Genomic DNA, 20219 nt, shown 5'->3' on the forward strand with positions numbered 1-20219 from the left:
CCTGAAGGGGCCTTTATTCCGCGACCGGGGCAGTCACGGGCAGGCAGAGCTTATGGCCCATGCGGGTGCGCTTGGCATCCAGATAGGCACGGTTGAAGGGGTTGGGCGCGATGTCGAGCGCCACGCGGTGACGCACGGTAAAGCCGCGCTGCGTCAGGGCGCTGACCTTGTCTGGATTGTTGGTCATCAGGTCCAGTGTCCCGATTCCCAGCGCACGCAGGATGTCAGCCGCCACGTTCCAGTCGCGTGTATCCGTGTCGAAGCCAAGGCGGTGGTTCGCATCCACGGTGTCGAGTCCCATGTCCTGCAGTGCATAGGCGCGGATTTTGTTCGCCAGCCCGATGCCGCGTCCCTCGTGCCCCTGCAGGTACACCAGCACGCCGGTATCCGCGCGGTCGATCCGTTCCAGCGCCGCCTGAAGCTGCGCCCCGCAATCGCAGCGCAGCGAACCAAGCGCATCGCCCGTGACGCATTCGGAATGCAGCCGCACCAACGGCACGCATCCCGCCGCGTCCGGCTGGCCCTTGACCATTGCCACATGTTCCGTGCCATCGGGCGCGCGGAAGGCATGGATAATCATGTCCTCCCCGCCAAAGCGACTCGGCAGCTTTGCCTGCGCCACCTGTTCGACGCGGGGCAGGGGCGTATCGGTTCCGTCCGGTGTGGCGGCCGCGTCGGCCCGTGCGCGCAGCCACGCCGCAAGTTCGGCGATGGAAAGGATCGGCAGCCCGTGCCTTTCGGCATAGGGGCGCAGGTCGTCCATGCGCGACATGGTGCCGTCATCGTTCGTGATTTCGCAGATCACGGCGGCAGGCATCAGCCCGGCAAGGCGTGCGAGGTCCACCGATGCCTCGGTATGGCCATCACGTTCCAGCGTTCCGCCCGGCTTGGCGCGCAGGGGAAAGATATGCCCGGGGGAGACAAGGTCCGATGGCCGTGCATCCGGGGCCACGGCGGCAAGGATGGTGCGTGCGCGGTCGGCGGCTGAAATGCCGGTGGTCACGCCTTCGCGCGCCTCGATGGAGACGGTGAACGCCGTGCCGCGCGGGCAGGTATTGACCTGCGTCATCATCGGCAGGCCAAGCTGTGTGATCAGGGCGGGGGCAAGTGGCATGCACACCAGGCCACGGGCATGGGTGATCATGAAATTGATCGCCTCTGGCGTGACGAGTTCCGCCGCCATCACAAGGTCGCCCTCGTTCTCGCGGTCTTCATCATCGACAAGGATGACCATTCCGCCACGCCGTATGGTCGCGACCGCGTGTTCCAGCCGGGGGGGCATCAACGGTACTGGCATAATGTCTCCACGTATTTTGCGATGACATCCACTTCCACGTTCACGTCCGCGCCGGGCGTCAGTGTGCCCAGCGTCGTGTGTTCCCATGTATGGGGGATGATCATGAGTTCGATGCGAAAGGCGTCCGGCCCTGCGTCTTCGCCCGGTGCGCCGACGGCGTTGAGGGTCAGGCTGATGCCGTCAAGGGTGATCGACCCCTTGTCCACGAGATAACGGCGCAGGCGCGCGGGGACGGCGAATGCGATATGACGCGCCTCCCCTTCGGGTGTGACCGACAGCAGGCGGGCGGTGGCGTCCACGTGGCCCTGCACGATATGGCCCGACAGGCGGGTGGCAGGTGTCACCGCGCGTTCCAGGTTGACGCGACGCCCCGGCGCAAGCTGGCGCAGCGATGTACATTCCAGCGTCTCCGGGCTGATGAAGAACGTGGCGTTACCTGCCGTGTCGAATGCCGTCACCGTCAGGCACACGCCATTGACCGCGATGCTTTCGCCCAGCGACAGGTCCGTGATCCCGGTCGCCACCTGCACCTCAAGGTCGCGTTCGCCCCGCTGTGTGGTGGTGATGGTGCCCAGATGCTCTATGATCCCTGAAAACATGTCGCTCCTTTCGGGATATCCAGTTCGGGGAACAGGCACAGCGGCGTGTCCCCGCCCGTGCGTACGCTGACCTCCATGGCCTCCGTCCCGTCGGGGCGGACCGTAACCGTCAGCCAGTCATCCCATGTTGCATGTTCACGTATTGCCGACAGCAGGCCCGGCCCGGCCTCCACCAGCGCCCACATCGCCCCGGCCCGGCCCAGCAGGTCCGGCAGGTGGCGGATGTCGGTGCAGGTCCGCACATCGAACCCGCGCGCGCGGGCCTGCGTGGCATACTGTTCATCGACCTGCCCGCGTGTGGTGCATATCACCAGCAGTCGTGACGCGCGGCCCGGATGGTCGGGTACGCGCCGGACATCGAGTCCCGGGCGGTCCGCCGCGATCGTGCCGGTGGCGGTGACGACCGCATCCGTCGCGCGGCGCAGGCGGTGTGCAAGGTCGAGTGCTGTGGCGGAGGTAAAGGTCGTGCGTCCGGCGGGCGGGCGCATGGACCCCGCGGCGTCAACGGCCTGTTTGACCGTGACCCATGCGCGGCCCGTACGTGCCAGATGGGCAAAGGGTGTAATCAGGCCCCGGCACAGCCGGGCCAGTTCTGCTGCGTCATATGTGCCCATATCGGACAGGAGGCGTACATCGCACCCGTGGTCACGCAGGAAATCCGCCCCGCCACCCGCGACATTGGGGTTGGGGTCCGTCGCCCCGATCCAGACGGTGCGGATGGGGGTATGCATGATGGCCTGCGAACACGGGCCGGTGCGCCCGGTGTGGTTGCACGGCTCCAGCGTCACGACGATGGTATGGGCACGTTCGATCAGGCCGCGTTCACGGCACAGGGCGATGGCCCGTGCCTCCGCATGGGGGGTGCCCGCGCGGTGATGCGCGCCAGTGCACAGGATCGTCCCCGCAGCGTCGAGGATCGCGCAGCCCACGGGCGGGTTGGGTGCGGTCGCGCCGACATGGCGCACCGCGTCCGCCACCGCCGCGCGGAAGGCCCGTTCGATATGGGGGGGAAGCCCGCCTGCCCTTGTCCCCGTGCGTGCATGTCCAGCCGACATGTCCACGACGATACTCTCCATCCACTATGCGGACGGACCCAGGGCGCACGACGCCTGCATGCCGCACCCGTTAACGGGTGCGGACATCCTGACATGCGTTCGTTCTCTATCATCCGGACTGTAACCGTCGGTTCCGGGGTCTCACCGGATCTGCTGACCCTGTCGGCTGATGCCGCCAGGCGCTCGCGGACTGATGGCGGGACTGTTACGCCCCGTCAAACACCGCCGGTGGGGAATTGCACCCCGCCCCGAGAACGTCTGCGGGCCGGTTCCCATGAACCGACCCATCAACTTGGCCTATAGTTTGGGAAGAATGACAGGCAATTGCAAGCCCTGTCCCCGATCACATTCCCCAAGAGGCGTTTTCACACGGATTCACCCGGACCTGCTGTCGTGAAACCCACCCCACAGGCATGCCCCTTTGCCGCCATGGGGCAGAGGCGGTGCAAGATCCCCCACCGTGCCTTGCTATCCTTCTTTTCCCTGTATCTTCGCTTCCTGCCTCTCTGCGTGTCGGCGCATTGGGTGGAACAGGGAGGGGACACGCCCATGGTGGCCGAAATTGACCAGGCGCGCTTCTTCCACCTCCAGATGACCGAACAGGCGCATGCGGATCGCCAGCACAGACAGGGATGCGCCCACGAACGGCCCGATGGCATAGATCCAGAAAGACGTCCATTGTCCCGAAAACAGGGCGGGCGCAAAACTGCGCGCCAGATTGGAACTGTTGCCCGACAGCCATGCGGAGACGGGATTGAGCAAGAGGAAGAACAGGCCCCCCGCCCATGGCGTCAGTTCCTTGAAACGCGGATGCCCCGCCAGCCCGTAAAGCATGAGGATCAGCAGCGCCGTCAGCACCAGTTCCGTCATCAGCGGCCACATGATGGCGACATGGGGCGCAGGCACCGTTGCCGCGTATCCCGCTGTCGTCACCAGATGCCCCCATGACGGGAACAGTACTGCCGCGCATGCCAGAAGCCATGTGCCAAGGCATGCGCCAACCATCTGTGCGATGACATAACCGCACAGGTCCACCCACCCCAGCTTTCCCGACAGGGCAAATGCCAGGGAGACCGACGGGTTCACATGCGCGCCGCTGACCCTGCCAAACGGGGTCATGGCCGCGACCGTGCCCGACAGGCCGAAAAACAGGCCGCACAATGCAATCTGGATGATCGGATGGGGGGCAAGGAATGCCCCCACCGCACCCTGTGGCGCCGTCAGGACCGCGACCGAGATGACGCCGCATATCATCAGGGTCGCGGTGGCCACCATTTCACACCCATACAATGTCCAGTGCAGGGGATGGTCGGGGTGGGCCGCACCTGACAGGGGGCGGTCCTCCTGTGTGTGGGGGGCTGTCGCGGGGGATGATGAAGCAGGAAGGGTGTTCATGCCGCCTTCTTCCATGGCTGTGACAGGGCTGTACCCCGGAAAATGGGCGTAGGCCCCTTGTCTACAGGAAGAAATGTTATGAAATATATATAATCATGTGAATATAAGATGCTGAATCCAATAATAATTAAATAACAGTTCTTCTTATTTTTATTGATGAGGCAACATGCTGCAAAGTGTATGCGAAAAAAACACTTTCATGGCATGAAATACTCGTGCGCGGCCATATCCATCTGTGGCTGTTGTCACGATGCGATGATGTTCTTGTATCTGCTTTAGGGACTGCGTGCCGGAACGATGTGCTGTTGGCAGAAAATACATGATCCTGTCCGTCACCGCGATGGCGGGTGCGTCCACCGGTGCGCCCACCGGACGGCGGTGCGGGGCGTGGCCATGGTGCTGTCCGGGGTGTTCGCGGCCTGTATCGCCCTTCCGGCCCGTGCCGATGACCTGAGCGAAATCCAGGCCATCCGCGAGGAGATGCGCAGGCTGGAGGCCAAGGTCGAACGGCTGGAATCGCACCATGCCCATGCGGCGGGCAATGGGGGTGGCCACCTGTTCGCACGCCATGGCACACGGCAGAACAGCCTGTCGGATGGCGGTGCGCACACGCATCCCATCGACCCCGGTGCCGTGCCCGACCTGCGCCACCTGTCGATCGGCGGTCCCGCCGTTTCCGCCGACAGCCAGACCGCGGCGGAGGAAGCCAACGCGGCGCTTCAGGACACCAATGCGCAGCAGCAGCCGCAACTGAACATGGATTCCTCCAGCCCCCTGTCGATCACCCAGACCGGTGTGGACAGCCTGCCGCCCGTGTTCCGCATCGGCGGCGTGTCGGTGCGGCTTGGCGGGTTCATCGACTTTTCCAACATCTACCGCAGCAAGAACCTGACCAGCGGTCCCGCCACAAGCTGGGGCAGCTTTCCCTATGCCAACAGCCCCAACGCCCATACCGGGGAATACCGTCCCTCCGCACAGCTGACGCGCCTGAGTGTGCTGCTGCAGGGAACGCCGACGGACCACCAGGTGCTTTCGGCGTATATCGAGACCGATTTCGGTGGTGCTGCCGGTACCGCCAACAGTTATCAGACCAACAGCTATACCCCGCGTATCCGCCAGGCCTACATGACCTATAGCGATACGAAATGGGGGTTCCATGTCCTTGCCGGACAGGCGTGGAGCCTGACGACCGGCTATACACAGGGGCTTTTGTCGCGGCATGAGCAGTTGCCCCCCGTGGTGGATAACAACCAGATCCCCGGTATCGTGTTTACCCGCGTGCCCCAGATCCGCTTTATCAAGGATTTCGGGCGTAAATGGTGGGTGGGCCTGTCGATCGAGGCCCCGCAGGTCGCCTTTGCGGAATCTGACGGCATGCTGGACGATGGCACGTTGCAGCCGGGCGTGGGCATGCGTGGCGGCACGGATGTCCTGTATAACAATACCGGGACGGGTATGCTGAACCCCAATGCCAAATACAGCATGGATGTGGCGCCGGACCTTGTGCTCAAGGGCGCGCTGGATACGAAACTGGCCCATTATGAGGTGTACGGCCTGGCGCGCTGGTTCAAGGCACTGGAAAAGGCTTATGGCAGCAATTCGATCCGCGAACGGATTTCCTTTGCCGGGGGTGTCGGTGGCGACATCACCGTTCATGCCATTCCCAAATACCTGCAGGTGACGGGCAATGTCCTCGCGGGGAAGGGAATCGGGCGCTATGGGCCATCCATGATTTCCGACGCCACGTTCAAGGCTGATGGCACGCCCGCGCCCATTCCCGAACTGATTGGCAGCCTCGGGCTGATCGGGCATCCGACGGATAATGTGCTGCTCTATCTGTATGGTGGGATCGAAACGGCGGGCCGACGCAGCTATCGTGGTCTTGATGGACGCCAGTACGGCTATGGCGTCAGTGACCTTGATCTCGCCTCATGCGATATCGAACAGATCACGACCAGCACCTGTAATGCGCAGACGCGCACCGTGGCCGACATGACGGTGGGGGGCTGGTGGCATATGTTGCAGGGCCGTTATGGCGCGGTGATGACCGGTGTGCAGTATACCTATGTGCAGAAGATCGCATTTTCCGGCACCAATGGTGCGGGGGGCAGGATCGACCCGAAAACCGGGGGCAACACGATCTATGTCACTTTCCGCTATCTGCCATTTCAGTAGGGGGCGCATGCAGCGCGGCCAGGCAGTCTGACACCTGATGGTTCAGGTGTATGTCATGCATGGCGCGCAGCCCCGTGATCACGCCCGTGCGCCAGCGCCGGGTCATGCCGGTATCCACGCAGATGCGCCCCCCACCCAGCAATGCCCCATTGCCGGGATCAAGGATCTGCATCACCGCGCGCGGATTATGCGCAAGCCCCCGCCGAAGCGCGGCCTGCAGGGCGCTGACATGTGCGCTGTCGGTATTGGCGATCAGGTCGGGCACCAGTGCGATCCATCCCCCCCATCCGGCGGAAACGGCGCGGATCACATGTGGCCATGCCTGCTGCCGTTCAAGCTGCCTTACACTTTCACGTGCCCCCGTATCGCGGATGCGCGTCGCCAGCCCGCGTGCCGTCAGGACGCGCGATGCCTCCACCGGGGCGCCGGGCGTCGTGGGTGTGCCGGCCGCCAGCGCGGTCAGCCCGATGGGCAGCGCAAGAAGCAGCCAGAACAGCACAAGGCGTGGGAGGGAGCGTAGCCGCAAACTTTTTTCCTATGGCGTTGTTGTTGAACCCGTAAGTGGCAAAAGACCGGGACTTCGTGGCAATCACGGGGCAAGGATGGGGTAAATCATGGGCACGGGGCGGTTGCGGGGAAAACGCCATGTGCCTATAGCGTGCGGCAATATCCGTATTTCATCATCTGGTATCGGACGCGGTCCGGCGGGCTGGGGGCCCGGTTTTGCATCCGGCCCCGTTAAGGGCATGTTTGTGACCCCGCCATATCCGTCCCCCAAGGAGAGACAAGAGCAATGAGCGCCATTTCCACATCCGAGATCAGCCGCCTTCAGACCTGCCTGCGCCGCCTGCTGGGTTCGCCCGGCCTGACGGTTAATGCCCCGCCGCGCGCGGGCCTGTCGGTCGAACTGGCCGTCAATGGCGAAGTGGTGGGAACCATCCATCGTGACGAGGACGAAGGCGAGGTGTCCTATGCCGTGCATATGACAGTACTCGAAGAAGACCTGCCACCCGCGCGCTGATCCCTGCGCCCCGGCATCAGGCCCCGCGCCACAGCCCTGCCCCTGGCCCGCGCGGGTCAGTGCCGGGTAATGGCGGGGGGCTGTGCCTGCGTGGCGGAGGCTTCCATCAGCGGCTGGCGCGATGTTGGCAGGTCAATGCGATGGATCTGCCACTGGAACGCGTGAATGCGCATTTGCACGCGCAACGGTGTCTCGCCTTCATGGCCGGGCATGACGATGCTGGTTTCGAACAGGCCGGGCTTGACGAATCGCGCATGCACGCGCTGCACGAATGCCAGTGGGGTGAAGGTCGCCGCCTGTCCCTGCGGGACAAGGTGGTCGACGATATCGCCAAGGTTGTTTTCGTTCACGCGTGTATCAATCGCGTTCGACACGGCGGTACTGGCGAAGGAGGCCCCGAAGGCCGGCAGGTCGTCTTCGGCGGGCCTGGGGCCAAGAAGTTCATCCACCGCCTGTGTCTTGAGGCTGTCGCGTACGGAATTCCATCGCATGCTTTCGCCCAGTTCGTGCATGTCATGGTTCTGGATGGCGGATGAAATTGACCACAATGTGACAAAAGGCGATGCGGCATACAGTGATGTTGCCGCAGCGAACGTCCCGGCACATATCCAGCGCGCCTGCTGCCTGCGCATTTCCGGTAGCGACGACGGGATTTTCATGCGGGAAAGAGAAGACATTGTTTTATATTCCCCCATGGTGGTTCGCGGTCAGCCCGCATTATACTGGAAACATATCGGGCATGCATTGGTTTCATGAAATGGCACCCATGGCATCACGAAATTGTGATTTCATGCAGGGGCCCGTGGGCTTTGAAACAACACCAGGCCGGGGGTGACGGATGGATTTTTCCGAAGACGAGATACAGCGCTATGCGCGCCATATCCTCCTGCCGGAGGTGGGGGGCACGGGACAGGAAACCCTGCTGAAGGCCCGTGTCCTCATCATCGGGGCCGGCGGTCTTGGGTCCCCGCTTGCCCTTTACCTTGCCGCCGCTGGCGTGGGGCGGATCGGTCTGGTGGATGATGATGTGGTGGACCTGTCGAACCTGCAACGCCAGATCGCCCACGTCACGGCGCGGGTCGGCCATGCAAAAGTCGAATCGGCGGCGGAGGCGATGCGCGCGCTCAATCCCGGTGTGACGGTCGATTGTCATAACATCCGCCTTGGCCCGGATAACGTGCGCGAACTGGTGCGTGGATACGATATCGTGTGCGATGGGTGCGACAATTTCGCCACCCGCTACCTGCTGGCTGATGCGTGCGTGTTGGAACGCCGGACGCTGGTTTCGGCGGCGGTACTGCGGTTTGAGGGACAGCTTTCGACCTTTCGCCCGCATGACGGGGGGCCGTGCTATCGCTGCCTGTATCCATCCGCCCCGCCTGCCGGGATGGTGCCGTCATGCGCGCAGGCCGGGGTGTTTGGCGCCGTGACCGGCGTGATGGGTACCCTGCAGGCGACAGAGGTGCTCAAGGAAATCCTGGGCATTGGCGAAGGGCTGTCGGGGCGCCTGCTGGTGTGGGACGCGCTGGCGATGCGGTTTCATACTATCCGCCTGTCCCGCGACCCGGACTGCCGCCTGTGTGGGGGGCATGCGACCATCCATGACCTGTCGGGCCATGCCCCTGCCGCCGCCTCTGCCGCCGTCCATGGCGCGGCTTGCGGGCATGATGCGATGGCGCCGTCATGAGTGACGCCGTAAACGGGACGCCATCGGCGTGTGACAATGCGTCCGCGTCGGGGGATCTTGCGATCCTGCTGCTCGACGGGGGGTATGAACGGGCACATTATGCGCTGGTCCTTGCGGCGTCGGGCCTTGCGCTGGGGCGGTCGGTCGTGCTGTTCGCGGCCGGGCGGGGCGTGCATGCGCTGGCGCGGGACTGGCGGGGGTTGCGTGATGTGCGACAGGATGCGGAAATGGCCGCGCGCGGTGTCGCCACGTTTGCAACACTGCGCGATGCGGTGGTGGAACTGGAATGTACCCTGCTGGCGTGCGAGGCGGGACTGAGGCTATGTGGTCTGGGGCATGAGGCGCTGTTGCCATCGGTGCGTGTCGCGGGGGTGCCGACATTCCTGGATGCCGCCCGTGGGCGGCAGGTCATAACGTTATAAAAGGATTGAGGAACGCGATGGCGCAAGGCACGCGGCATGTTTGTGCACCGCATGTTTCCACCGCGCGGACGGTGGGCAATCGGGCGGCTTCCCCCATCGGGATGCGTTCGCGTCACCTGTGGGGCGCGGCGCGGGCCGCCACCATGCTGGCCCTGTTCGGTGGGGGCGTGATGGCAGGTGTCCATGGGGCGCAGGCGGCGGCCACTGCCCCGGCGGCACAGGCGGGCGCGCACCATGCCCCGCATCACGGCGCACACCATCACAAGGGGGTCGCGGCGGAAAAGAAAGGCGCACAGGCCAGCAAGGTCCATGCGGCCCATGCCGGGCATAAGGGCAAGGGCATATCCGCCGCCCACAGGCATGAACATGCCGCCGCCATGCCTGTTGCGCCGGCACATCATCACGCCCATGCCGCCGCCGTGGCGGCCCCCGTCGCGGCGGGGGCCGCGGTTGCGGCCACGGCGGCGGCAGGTACCACTGCTGCTGCGGCGCCCGCCGGTGCAGCGGCGGGGATGTCCCCTGACAAGGGCAGTGCGACCGGCCTGCCGCTGCCGCGCTTTGCCGCGTTCCGCGCGGACGAGGTCAACCTGCGCGCCGGGCCGGGACAGCGTTATCCCATCGACTGGGTGTATCACCGCCGTGGGCTGCCGGTGAAAATCGAACGTGAATTCGATGTCTGGCGACTGGTGGAGGATGCGGACGGACAGAAAGGGTGGGTCCATCAGGCAACCCTGGTGGGGACACGCACGTTCGTCATACCGGGACAGCCAGTCCAGGGTGATGCGCAGCAGGCAGGCCAGCCATCCGCAAAGGAAACGGATGTCATCGGTCGGGCCGACAGCCGCATCATCGGGCATGTGGCCGACGCCACGCAGGCGGCGGCCGTGCCGGGTGGTGTCATGCTGCGTGGCAAGGCAGATCCCGCGTCCCCCATTGTCGCGGTGCTCAAGCCCGGAGTGGTGGGGACGCTGCGCCAGTGTCCGGCAGGTTCGGGCTGGTGCCAGGTAACGGTCAAGCAGTACTCCGGCTGGCTGGAACGGCAGTCGCTGTGGGGGCTGCTGCCGCAGGAAGTCATCTCGCCGTCCTGATCGCGCTCTGGCCTGATCGCGGTCTGGCGTGCGCGGTGGCAGGCATTTCCCATGCCGTGCGCGCATCGGGAATGCCGGTTCAGGCAAGGGCCGCGAACGGCGCGCATTGCGTCCGTCCGGCAAAGAGGATTCCCGATGGACCCTATATTCGCGCATGACCAGCGACGGACCAAGATTGTGGCGACGCTGGGACCGGCCACCTCCAGTTACGGGACCATACGCGCGCTGGCGGATGCCGGCGTCGATGTGTTCCGCCTCAATTTCTCCCACGGGCTGCACGCCGAACACGCGCAGCGCCATGCGACCATCCGCGCGGTGGAAGCCGAGATCCAGCGACCGCTGGGCATTCTGGCCGACCTTCAGGGGCCGAAGCTGCGGGTTGGCACCTTTGCCGACGGTGGCGTGACCCTGCGCCCCGGCGCGATGTTCCGCCTTGACCTTGAACCCCATCCGGGGGACGAGACGCGCGTCCATCTGCCGCACCCCGAAATCGTGGAGGCCGCCGCCATCGGCAGCAGCCTTCTGCTTGATGACGGCAGGCTCCGGCTGGAGGTACGTGAAAAGGGGGCGGATCACCTCCTGACGCAGGTGGTGGTCGGGGGGCGCCTGTCGGATCGCAAGGGCGTCAATGTTCCCGATGTGGTCCTGCCCATCCCCGCCATTACCACAAAGGACCGCGATGATCTGGCCTTCGCCCTGGAACTCGGGGTGGAATATGTTGGCCTGTCCTTTGTCCAGCGCCCGCAGGACGTGCGCGATGCGCGTGAACTTGTCGGGGGGCAGGCCTGGATACTGACCAAGATGGAAAAGCCGCAGGCCATGGACAGCGTGGACGAGATTGTGGCCCTGTCGGACGTGGTGATGGTCGCGCGTGGCGACCTTGGCGTCGAACTGCCGCCAGAACAGGTGCCGGTGGCGCAAAAGCGGATCATCCGCGTTGCACGCCGCATGGGCCGCCCGGTGATTGTTGCGACGCAGATGCTTGAAAGCATGGTCCACGCCCCTACCCCCACCCGGGCGGAAGCGTCGGATGTGGCGACGGCGGTGTTTGATGGGGCGGATGCGGTCATGCTGTCGGCGGAGACCGCCGTGGGCGATTACCCGCGTGAGGCGGTGGCGATCATGGATCGTATCGTACGCAGCGTGGAAGGCGATGCGGGATGGAACCTGACGATGCAGGCCGCCACCCCATCACCTGCCGAAAGTACCGTCGCCGATGCGATCGCCGCCGCGTCACGGCAGGTGGCGGTATCGGTGGATGCCCCGGTCATCGTGGCCTTTACGCTGGGGGGGCGCACGGCGTTGCGCATTTCGCGTGAACGGCCCGACTGCGTGGTGATTGGCCTGACGCCCACGGATGAAATCGCGCGCAGGCTGTGTATCGCATGGGGCGTGGTTGCGCTTTCGGCGGGGCAGGAAGTTCCGGTCTATGGGATCGAGACCGTGGTGGACCAGGCCCTTGAAGCCGCGACGCAGGCCCGGTGCGCGGGGCCGGGGGATGCTGTGGTCATTGCCGCCGGTCTGCCCTTTGGTGTGACCGGCAGTACCAACACCTTGCGTGTGGCGCGGGTGCAGTAGGGTCAGGCCCCACTGGTCACCGGTAAAAAACAAAAAAAGTTTTTGGGTGCCGCCTTTTTTCAAAAAGGCGGCGTCTTTCGAAGCTTTTTGGAAAAAGCTTCACAAAAAACCTTTAGGATTTCAGTATGTTATCGAGGGTGACTTTCCAGACAGTCTCTCAAGCCTCCTGCCCCCAAACCTCTTCTTTCTGCCCTGTGACCGGCAGTATTTTTACGAAACAGCCAGAAGGGGCCGCAGACCTGATGATCAGCCCTGACGATCAGGCCTGATGGTTTTCAATGAGGGTGCGCCGGATGGCGCGCCCGCGTGCGATGCGATCGACGATGATCGTGTCGTCGCCCCTGCGGATGGCGTCGGCCATGACCTGTGCGTCGGTCATGAAACGTTCAAGCATCTCCAGCAGTGCTTCGCGGTTGTTCAGGAAGATGTCACGCCACATCGTCGGGTCGGACGCCGCGATGCGGGTGAAATCGCGAAAGCCCGATGCCGCGAAATCCAGCACTTCGGAACGTGTTTCATCCGCCAGGTCATCCGCCGTGCCGCAGATGGTGAACGCCAGCAGGTGCGGCAGGTGGCTGACGATGGCGCACACCCGGTCATGATGTTCGGGCGTCATGGTGCGCAGGCGCGCGCCCATCGCCTCCCACATGGCGCAAATCCGCGCCACCGCGTCGGCGGGCGTGTCCTGCAACGGCAGAAGCAGGCACCAGCGGTTTTCAAACAGGCTGGGAAACCCCGCGTCGGGGCCGGAATATTCCGTCCCCGCCATCGGGTGCGCGGGGACGAAGGCGATATCGGGGCGTGACGCCAGCGCGGGCAGTACGGCGTTGATGACCGAAACCTTGGTCGATCCCACCTCGCTCAGGATCGCGCCGGGTTTCATGGCCGGGACGACCTGTGCCGCGACCTCGCCAATCACGCCCACCGGCACGCACAGGATCACGCAGTCCGCATCCCGCACCGCCTGTGTGGCGTCGGGCTCCACCTGGTCGGCAATGCCGAGTTCACGCACGCGCGCACAGACCTTCGGGTCGATATCGCTGGCGACGATTTCACGCGCAATGTCACGGTCCATCATCGCACGGCGCAGGATGGACGAACCGATCAGGCCCGGTCCAATGATGACCAGCTTGTCAAACAGGGGGGGGACGAAGGGCGTGGCGGTCATGGCGGCACCGGGTCAAAGCTGTGCGGGGATGGGGGCGGGTTATTCGCCCGGTGGGGTGGTGGTGGACGGGGTTGCGGCGGGGGCGGCGTCCTTGGCGTCGGGAGGCGTGGCCTGCGGCGTCGTGCGCAGGCCACGCATTTCCATGGCCTGCCATCCCAGCAGCATCGGGATGCCGATCACCAGTTCACGCCCGCGTCGCAGCAGTGACAGCCCAAGCGAGACGGACGGCGCAATGCCAAAGGCCGAACCCAGCGCGATATAGGCCGCTTCCTGCACGCCCAGCCCGGCGGGGACAAGGAATGAGACGGACATGATACCGCAGGCCACGCCCTCGATGGCGATCGCGCCGCTGAAGCTGAGCTTCGCGCCAAGGAAATAATACGCAACCCAGATCGTGCCCGCACTGCCCAGCCAGCCCAGATAGTGCAGGAACGCGGCCTCTGCGATGCGGCGCGGGTGCGACCAGATCTCGTCAAAACGTTCCTGCAGGCTGTCGGCGCTGCTCATCATCGCATCCTGCCACTGCGTCGCCATGTTATGGCCCAGCATGCGGCCCGCACGCTTGAGCAGCGACCCCCCGTGCTGTTGTGTCCAGATGAAGCCGCCAATTCCCATCGTCAGCAACACAAGACCGATGATCACCGGCTTGGCGAAGGGGCTGGATTGCTGGTGGGCGACAAGGCACAGCACGGCGGTGAGGATGAACAGGATCTGGCCCATCACCTCTGTCGTGATGTCCACCAGGTTCGCGCACGCGGCTTCCGGCCCGCTGATGGTGCGTCCGCGACGTCCCGCGAACAGGTGGCTTGAACAGGTCGCGCGGATGCCGATCACCATCCCCCCAAGCTGGGAGAAGGGCAGGCATGACGCCGCCGCATCACGGATCATGCGCGATACCAGCAGTTGCCGGACAGAAATGTCACGACAAGCCGCGTGCCATGCAAGACCCAGTATTGCATCGACTGCAAGCTGCGCCAGCACGGTTGCCATGAATCCGACGAAGCCGATCGACACGATCGCCTTCATGACGGAGCCCGCGCCAAGCCACGCCGTGCAACCGGTAAGGAAGGCCAGGCCAAGGAAGGCCAGCAGGATGGTAAGCTTTCTCAAGAAAGATCCGTAATGCGTCTGTTAAGCCGAAAAGCGGTCGCAATGTCCGCCCGAAGTGACAGTGCGCGCCTGACTTACACCACGACAGGGTCTGGCGCCACCGCGAGGTGTCGGGATAAATGGTACTTCTTGCTGGTTGCGAGTCCGTATCGCAATCTTGAATTCTGTCACGGAGTGCTCGTTCAGGTCATGACTGCCCCAACGCTCGTCACCGGTGCAACCGGTTTTGTCGGCTCTGCTGTCGCCCGCAACCTGCTGGAACGTGGCCATTCGCTGCGCCTTATGGTGCGCAAGGGCAGTGATCTCACCAACCTGCGCGACCTGCCATGCGAACTGGTGGAAGGGGACCTGTCCACCCCGTCCACCTTTGACGCTGCGGTGCGCGGGTGCCGGTATGTGTTTCATGTGGCCGCGGATTACCGCCTGTGGGTGCCCGATCCCGTCCCCATGATGATCGCCAATGTGGAGGGGACACGCCAGCTCATGCTTGCGGCGCAGCGCGCGGGCGTGGAAAAGATCGTCTACTGTTCCTCCGTTGCGGCGCTTGGCCTGATCGGGGACGGGACGGTGTGCGACGAGGAAACGCCGGTCCATGAACATGGCGTGATCGGGATCTACAAGCGTTCCAAATACCGCGCGGAGCAGGAAGTCCTGCGCCTGGTCCATGAACGTGCGCTGCCTGCCGTGATCGTCAACCCCTCCACCCCTGTCGGCCCGCGCGACATCAAGCCCACGCCCACGGGGCAGATGATCCTCGACTGTGCCGCGGGGCGGATGCCTGCCTATGTCGATACGGGTGTGAATATCGTCCATGTTGATGACGTGGCCGAGGGGCATGCGCTGGCGCTGGAACGTGGGCGCGTGGGGGAGAAATATATCCTGGGCGGGCAGAATTACCTTCTGCGCGACCTGTTTGCGATGACGGCGGAACTTGCCGGGGTGGCGCCCCCGCGCGTCCGCCTGCCACAGGCGGTGATCTGGCCCGTTGCGATCGTCAGCGAATGGCTGTCGCGCATGTTCGGCATCGCCCCGCGCGTCACGCGCGAAATGCTGGCGATGTCGCACAAGAAGATGTTCTTTTCCTCTGACAAGGCGATCCGGGAACTGGGCTATTCCCCCCGTCCCGCGCGGGACGCCGTAAAGGACGCCATCGACTGGTTCCGCCAGCATGGTATGCTGGATTGAGGTCCGCGGCATGCTGCTTATCGCCATTGCGGGGCTGGCGCTGGCCATATGGGGGTGGCTGATCTTCTTCCACGGGCGTTTCTGGCAGGCTGGCCCGATCCTTGCCCCGGTGGGTGGCAGGCAGCTTGACCGCAGGCGATGCCCCGACGTCTGTGTCGTGGTGCCCGCGCGTGATGAGGCCGCGGCGATCACGCAATGTCTTTCGTCCCTGCTGGCGCAGGATTATCCGGGGCGGTTGCATGTCATCGTCGTTGATGATGGCAGCACCGATGGGACGGGACGACTGGCGCGCAAGGTGGCCGATCCGAAAAAACGCCTGACGGTCGTGGCCGGCAGGCCCCGCCCCGCGGGGTGGAGCGGTAAGCTCTGGGCTGTAAGCCAGGGCATGGCGGAGGTCGCGCGCCTGTGTCCCGCGACCGATGGGTTCGTCCTGCTGACGGATGCGGACATCACCCATGATGCGCGCCATGTCTCCACCCTTGTGGCCTGGGCGGAGGGGAGCGGCCTCGATCAGGTGTCGGAAATGGTGCAGCTCCACTGCGTCAGTCCCGCCGAACGCATGCTGGTCCCGGCCTTCGTCTTTTTCTTTGCCCTGCTCTATCCCTTCGCCAGCGTCAACGATCCGCGCAGCAAAACCGCCGGGGCCGCCGGTGGGACAATTCTTGTGCGTCGGACGGCGCTTGCACGGATTGGCGGGATCGACAGCCTGCGCGGCGCACTGATCGACGATTGCACGCTTGCCGCGCGTATCAAGCATGGGGGCGGGAAGATCTATCTGGGGCATAGCTGCCTTGCCCGTTCCATCCGGCCCTATCCCCACCCGCATGATATCTGGCGCATGGTGGCGCGCACGGCATATGTGCAACTGCGATATTCGCCGTGGAGGCTGCTTGCGACGGTGATCGGGATGATCGTGGTGTGGATCGTGCCGATGGAACTTGCCCTGTTTACCCATGGCGCGGCCTGCCTGTTGGGGGCTGCGGCGTGGGTTATGTCGATGGCGTCGTACACCCCCACGCTGCGCCGGTTCAACCTGATGCCCGCGTGGGCGCTGTTGCTGCCGGTTGTGGCGGGTTTTTATACACTGGCGACCATCGGGTCGGCCATCAATCACCATCGGGGACGGGGCGTGGTGTGGAAAAGCCGTGCCTATACCGATGCCGATGGGGCGATTTCGACCTATACCCATCCCGAAGCCGGTGGTGCGGTCATGAACAGGACAATGACAGGGGATGACATAGGGTGAGTAAAGCCGAACACGACGCATGGGGAAGCGAGGACGTCTCGTCTGGCAAGGGGGCGGGGGATGAGAATTTTCCTGTCGGCTCCCTGCTGATCAGCCGCGACCAGCGTCCGCATGTCCATGCCTATTATGATTTTGCCCGTGTCATCGACGATATCGTGGACAGCACGAAGCTTGACCCGCAGGCGAAGATCGACCGCCTTGATGCCATGGAGGGTGTGGTGCGCGGCACCGTGGCCGCCCCCGCCCGTCCCGATGCACAGACGGCGGCAAGGGTGCGCGAGATGTTTGCGCGTACGGGCGTGCCGGTTGAAACCGCAACCGACCTGATCGTCGCCTTCCGTCAGGATGCGGTCAAGAACCGGTACGACACGTGGGACGAACTGTTGGAATACTGCCGCTATTCCGCCAATCCGGTGGGGCGGTTCCTGCTGGCGCTGCATGGTGAGGGGCCGGAGACGGCAGGTCCGTCCGATGCGTTATGCACGGCGTTGCAGGTCATCAACCACCTGCAGGATTGTGCGGATGACCTGCGTGCGCTCGATCGTTGTTACCTGCCGCGCGAATGGATGGCGCGCGAGGGCGCGCAGGTGGAGGATCTGTATGGCCCCTATGCCCTGCCTGCCCTGCGCCGTGTGTTCGACGCGATGCTGGACGGTGTGGACCGCCTCAATGACGAAGCATCCCGCCTGCCCGCGCTGGTGCATGACCGGCGTATGCGCATGGAATGTGCGGTGATCGTTGGCCTGTCAAAGCGTCTTGCCGCCCGCCTGCGGCGTGAGGACCCGCTGGCGGGGCGGGTCAAGCTGTCACGTGGCGACATGCTGGCGGCGATGGGCGGTGCGCTGCGTGTCATCCGCCGCTGATGCCGCGCATGTCGGCAGGCGGATTTTGCCGTTAGGGTAATTGCCGTTAAAGAACGTCCGGCAGACATTGTGAACCTTGGATGGAACGGAAAACGCGGGGATGGTTTTTTTGCGCGCGCGGCATGATGGCACGACCCCACATGGCACGGCCCCACTGGGATGCGACCCCACGGACCTGATGCAGGTCGAGGCGGTGGTAACGGCGTCGGGCACGTCCTTTGGCAAGGGTATGCAGATCCTGCCGCCGGACCGGCGGTATGGGATGTATGCCGTGTATGCCTTCTGTCGCCTGGTGGATGACGTGGCCGATGACGAAGGCGAAGCCCGGGACAAATGCGACCGGCTTGATGCATGGCGGGCACGTATCGCGCGGCTGTATGCGGGACAGGCGGACGATGCGCTGGATCGTGTACTTCTGTCCACCATCCGTATGTTCGGTCTGCGGCAGGAGGATTTCAATGCCGTGATCGACGGCATGGAAATGGATGCGCGTGGCCCCATCGTCGCCCCGGACGAGGCGACGTTTGACCTGTATTGCGATCGTGTCGCCTCTGCCGTGGGGCGTCTGTCTGTGCGTGTGTTCGGCGATGCCTCGGCCGAGGCGGACAAGGTGGCCCATCACCTTGGCCGTGCGTTGCAGATTACCAATATCCTGCGTGACGTGGCGGAGGACGCGCGGATCGGGCGGCTGTACCTGCCTGCTGAACTGCTGTCGCGTTTCGATGTGCCGCTGACCCCGCAGGGGGCATGCCATGCGGCGGGACTGGATGCGGTGGGACGCATTCTGGCGGGACGGGCACATGACCATTTCCGCGCCGCGGATGCCGCGATGCGCCGGTGCAACCGCCGGGCCATGCGCCCTGCGCGCGTGATGGGCGCGACCTATGCCGCGATCCTGTCCGCGCAGGAACGCCATGGGTGGCGCGACCTGTCGCACCGTGTTTCGCTGTCGCGCCCGCGCAAGCTGCTGATTGCAGCCCGCGCGCTGGTGGCCTGAACGCATGAGCGGACATATCCATATCGTCGGCGGCGGCCTTGCGGGCCTGTCGGCGGCCGTTGAACTGGCGGGTGCCGGGGAACGCGTCACGGTGTACGAGGCCGGACCGGCCTGTGGCGGGCGGGCGCGTTCATATGTGGACAAACATCTTGGCTGTCGCATCGACAATGGCAACCACCTGCTGCTGTCGGGCAATCGGGCGGTCAACCGCTATCTTGGGCTGATTGGCGCGCAGGATACGTTGACGGGGCCGTCACGCCCGGTCTTCCCCTTCATCGACCTTGCGGACCGTGCGCGCTGGACGCTGGACCTGTCGCGCGGGAAGGTTCCGTTGTGGGTGCTGTCGCGCCGGCGCCGTGTGCCGGGCATGCGGCTGGGGGAACTGCGCAGCCTGATGCGCCTGATGGAGGCAGCCCCCGATATCGTGGTGTCGGACTGCCTGATGCCCGGTGCGCTGTCGTCGCGCCTGCTGGAACCGTTTGCGATTTCCGTCCTCAACACCATGCCCGACGTCGGCAGTGCGGCATTGCTGGGCGCAGTGGTGCGTGAAAGCCTGGCGCAGGGGGGGCGGCATTGCCTGCCACGCTTCCCGCAGGACGGGCTGTCCGAAAGTTTCGTTGATCCGGCGCTGTCGCACCTCGCGCTGATGAAGGCACAGGTCCAGACCGGCGTGCGCATCAGTGCGGTGGAGGCCGGGGACGGGCGCGTCACCATGCTGCGCGCAACGGGGCAGGATATCGCCATTGGTCCGGGGGACGCGGTGATCATGGCAACGCCTGCACCGGTCGCGGCCTCCCTGCTGGAGGGACAGCTTCCCGGGTTCAGCGCCCCGGACCAGTTCGAGGCCATCGTGAACGCGCATTTCGCCATGCCTTATGTGCCCGTGGCGACCGGTGCGCTGGCGCAGGCGCGCTTTATCGGTCTGGTGGGAGGGATCAGCGAATGGGTGTTCATCAAGGGGCACATCCTGTCTGTGACCGTCAGCGCCGCCAACCGTTATGCCGCATATGACACCGACGCTCTGGCCCGCACCATCTGGGGGGAGGTGCGCGCAGCCCTTGACCCCGCGTTGACGATGGCCCTGCCGGTGGACATGCCGCCGATGCGCATCGTGCGTGAAAAGCGCGCGACCTTCGCCGCAACCCCGGCGCAGGATCGGCTGCGGCCCGCCACGCGCACGATGTTGCCCAACCTGATGCTGGCCGGGGACTGGACGGAAACCGGCCTGCCCGCCACGATCGAGGGCGCGATCCGTTCTGGTGTTGCCGCGGCGCAGGCCGTCCGGCAGCGCCACGGTGCATGAACGGCTGTTTGAAAATAGCTGCTTGATAAA

At 64.5% G+C, this 20219-nt stretch carries 19 protein-coding genes and 1 riboswitch; of the genes, 11 read left to right on the forward strand and 8 right to left on the reverse strand.

The window, feature by feature from the left end:
- Positions 1–13: 13 nt before the first annotated feature.
- From ribB to IFJ82_RS01305, 4 genes are all read right to left on the reverse strand, one after another.
- Positions 14–1282 (reverse strand): 3,4-dihydroxy-2-butanone-4-phosphate synthase, encoded by a 1269-nt coding sequence (gene ribB / locus IFJ82_RS01290; RefSeq protein WP_192266253.1) that lies wholly within the window; start codon positions 1280–1282, stop codon positions 14–16.
- Positions 1282–1896 carry a riboflavin synthase gene (locus tag IFJ82_RS01295; protein ID WP_062809703.1) on the reverse strand — a complete coding sequence of 205 codons (615 nt, stop codon included), beginning with the start codon at positions 1894–1896 and terminating at the stop codon, positions 1282–1284. Before IFJ82_RS01295 ends, ribB begins: the two co-directional genes overlap by 1 nt.
- On the reverse strand, positions 1878–2951 hold the full coding sequence (gene ribD / locus IFJ82_RS01300) for a bifunctional diaminohydroxyphosphoribosylaminopyrimidine deaminase/5-amino-6-(5-phosphoribosylamino)uracil reductase RibD (protein ID WP_075624940.1): 1074 nt from the start codon (positions 2949–2951) through the stop codon (positions 1878–1880). The genes IFJ82_RS01295 and ribD overlap by 19 nt, the downstream gene beginning before the upstream one ends.
- 97 nt (positions 2952–3048) lie before the next feature.
- Positions 3049–3211: riboswitch (FMN riboswitch) on the reverse strand.
- Between the two features lie 208 nt (positions 3212–3419).
- The gene (locus IFJ82_RS01305; RefSeq protein WP_192265339.1) at positions 3420–4346 is read right to left on the reverse strand and encodes an MIP/aquaporin family protein; all 927 of its coding nucleotides are present in this window, start codon (positions 4344–4346) and stop codon (positions 3420–3422) included.
- A 393-nt stretch (positions 4347–4739) separates the two neighbouring features.
- On the opposite strand from IFJ82_RS01305, the gene IFJ82_RS01310 reads away from it, so the two are divergent.
- Positions 4740–6521 (forward strand): hypothetical protein, encoded by a 1782-nt coding sequence (locus IFJ82_RS01310; RefSeq protein WP_003616622.1) that lies wholly within the window; start codon positions 4740–4742, stop codon positions 6519–6521.
- On the opposite strand, the gene IFJ82_RS01315 is transcribed toward IFJ82_RS01310, so the two are convergent.
- Complete coding sequence (locus IFJ82_RS01315; protein WP_040510282.1) at positions 6493–7047, reverse strand: hypothetical protein; 555 nt, start codon at positions 7045–7047, stop codon at positions 6493–6495. The genes IFJ82_RS01310 and IFJ82_RS01315 overlap by 29 nt on opposite strands.
- 267 nt (positions 7048–7314) lie before the next feature.
- Between IFJ82_RS01315 and IFJ82_RS01320 the strand changes: the two genes are divergently transcribed.
- Positions 7315–7542, forward strand: a complete 228-nt coding sequence (locus IFJ82_RS01320; protein ID WP_003616619.1) for a DUF3126 family protein — start codon at positions 7315–7317, stop codon at positions 7540–7542.
- A gap of 56 nt (positions 7543–7598) precedes the next feature.
- On the opposite strand, the gene IFJ82_RS01325 is transcribed toward IFJ82_RS01320, so the two are convergent.
- On the reverse strand, positions 7599–8219 hold the full coding sequence (locus tag IFJ82_RS01325) for a DUF2939 domain-containing protein (RefSeq protein WP_003616616.1): 621 nt from the start codon (positions 8217–8219) through the stop codon (positions 7599–7601).
- A gap of 161 nt (positions 8220–8380) precedes the next feature.
- Between IFJ82_RS01325 and IFJ82_RS01330 the strand changes: the two genes are divergently transcribed.
- From IFJ82_RS01330 to pyk, 4 genes are all read left to right on the forward strand, one after another.
- Complete coding sequence (locus IFJ82_RS01330; protein ID WP_062809702.1) at positions 8381–9229, forward strand: HesA/MoeB/ThiF family protein; 849 nt, start codon at positions 8381–8383, stop codon at positions 9227–9229.
- Positions 9226–9651, forward strand: coding sequence for a DsrE family protein (locus IFJ82_RS01335; protein WP_062809701.1), 426 nt, complete (start codon positions 9226–9228; stop codon positions 9649–9651). The genes IFJ82_RS01330 and IFJ82_RS01335 overlap by 4 nt, the downstream gene beginning before the upstream one ends.
- A gap of 17 nt (positions 9652–9668) precedes the next feature.
- Positions 9669–10739 carry an SH3 domain-containing protein gene (locus tag IFJ82_RS01340; protein ID WP_192265340.1) on the forward strand — a complete coding sequence of 357 codons (1071 nt, stop codon included), beginning with the start codon at positions 9669–9671 and terminating at the stop codon, positions 10737–10739.
- 135 nt (positions 10740–10874) lie between these two features.
- Positions 10875–12317 (forward strand): pyruvate kinase, encoded by a 1443-nt coding sequence (gene pyk, locus IFJ82_RS01345; RefSeq protein ID WP_003616608.1) that lies wholly within the window; start codon positions 10875–10877, stop codon positions 12315–12317.
- A gap of 259 nt (positions 12318–12576) precedes the next feature.
- Here the strand turns inward: pyk and IFJ82_RS01350 are convergent, their stop codons facing one another.
- A complete protein-coding gene (locus IFJ82_RS01350) occupies positions 12577–13485 on the reverse strand; it encodes a prephenate dehydrogenase/arogenate dehydrogenase family protein (RefSeq protein ID WP_003616607.1) in 909 nt (302 codons plus the stop codon).
- Between the two features lie 39 nt (positions 13486–13524).
- A complete protein-coding gene (locus IFJ82_RS01355) occupies positions 13525–14595 on the reverse strand; it encodes a lysylphosphatidylglycerol synthase domain-containing protein (protein WP_192265343.1) in 1071 nt (356 codons plus the stop codon).
- A gap of 189 nt (positions 14596–14784) precedes the next feature.
- Here IFJ82_RS01355 and hpnA point away from each other — a divergent pair, with 189 nt between their 5' ends.
- The 5 genes from hpnA to hpnE all read left to right on the forward strand — a co-directional run bounded on the left by hpnA (position 14785) and on the right by hpnE (position 20189).
- Entirely contained in the window at positions 14785–15780 is a 996-nt protein-coding gene (hpnA, locus tag IFJ82_RS01360) for a hopanoid-associated sugar epimerase (RefSeq protein ID WP_003616603.1), read from the forward strand.
- 10 nt (positions 15781–15790) lie between these two features.
- On the forward strand, positions 15791–17026 hold the full coding sequence (locus IFJ82_RS01365; protein ID WP_192265344.1) for a glycosyltransferase: 1236 nt from the start codon (positions 15791–15793) through the stop codon (positions 17024–17026).
- Entirely contained in the window at positions 17023–17889 is an 867-nt protein-coding gene (gene hpnC, locus IFJ82_RS01370) for a squalene synthase HpnC (protein WP_003616600.1), read from the forward strand. Before IFJ82_RS01365 ends, hpnC begins: the two co-directional genes overlap by 4 nt.
- A gap of 100 nt (positions 17890–17989) precedes the next feature.
- On the forward strand, positions 17990–18886 hold the full coding sequence (gene hpnD / locus IFJ82_RS01375; protein WP_075631590.1) for a presqualene diphosphate synthase HpnD: 897 nt from the start codon (positions 17990–17992) through the stop codon (positions 18884–18886).
- Between the two features lie 4 nt (positions 18887–18890).
- A complete protein-coding gene (gene hpnE / locus IFJ82_RS01380; RefSeq protein WP_003616596.1) occupies positions 18891–20189 on the forward strand; it encodes a hydroxysqualene dehydroxylase HpnE in 1299 nt (432 codons plus the stop codon).
- The last annotated feature ends 30 nt before the right edge of the window (positions 20190–20219 follow it).

Origin of the sequence: Novacetimonas hansenii, assembly GCF_014843995.1 — a bacterium.
Classification (GTDB): Bacteria; Pseudomonadota; Alphaproteobacteria; order Acetobacterales; family Acetobacteraceae; genus Novacetimonas; species Novacetimonas hansenii.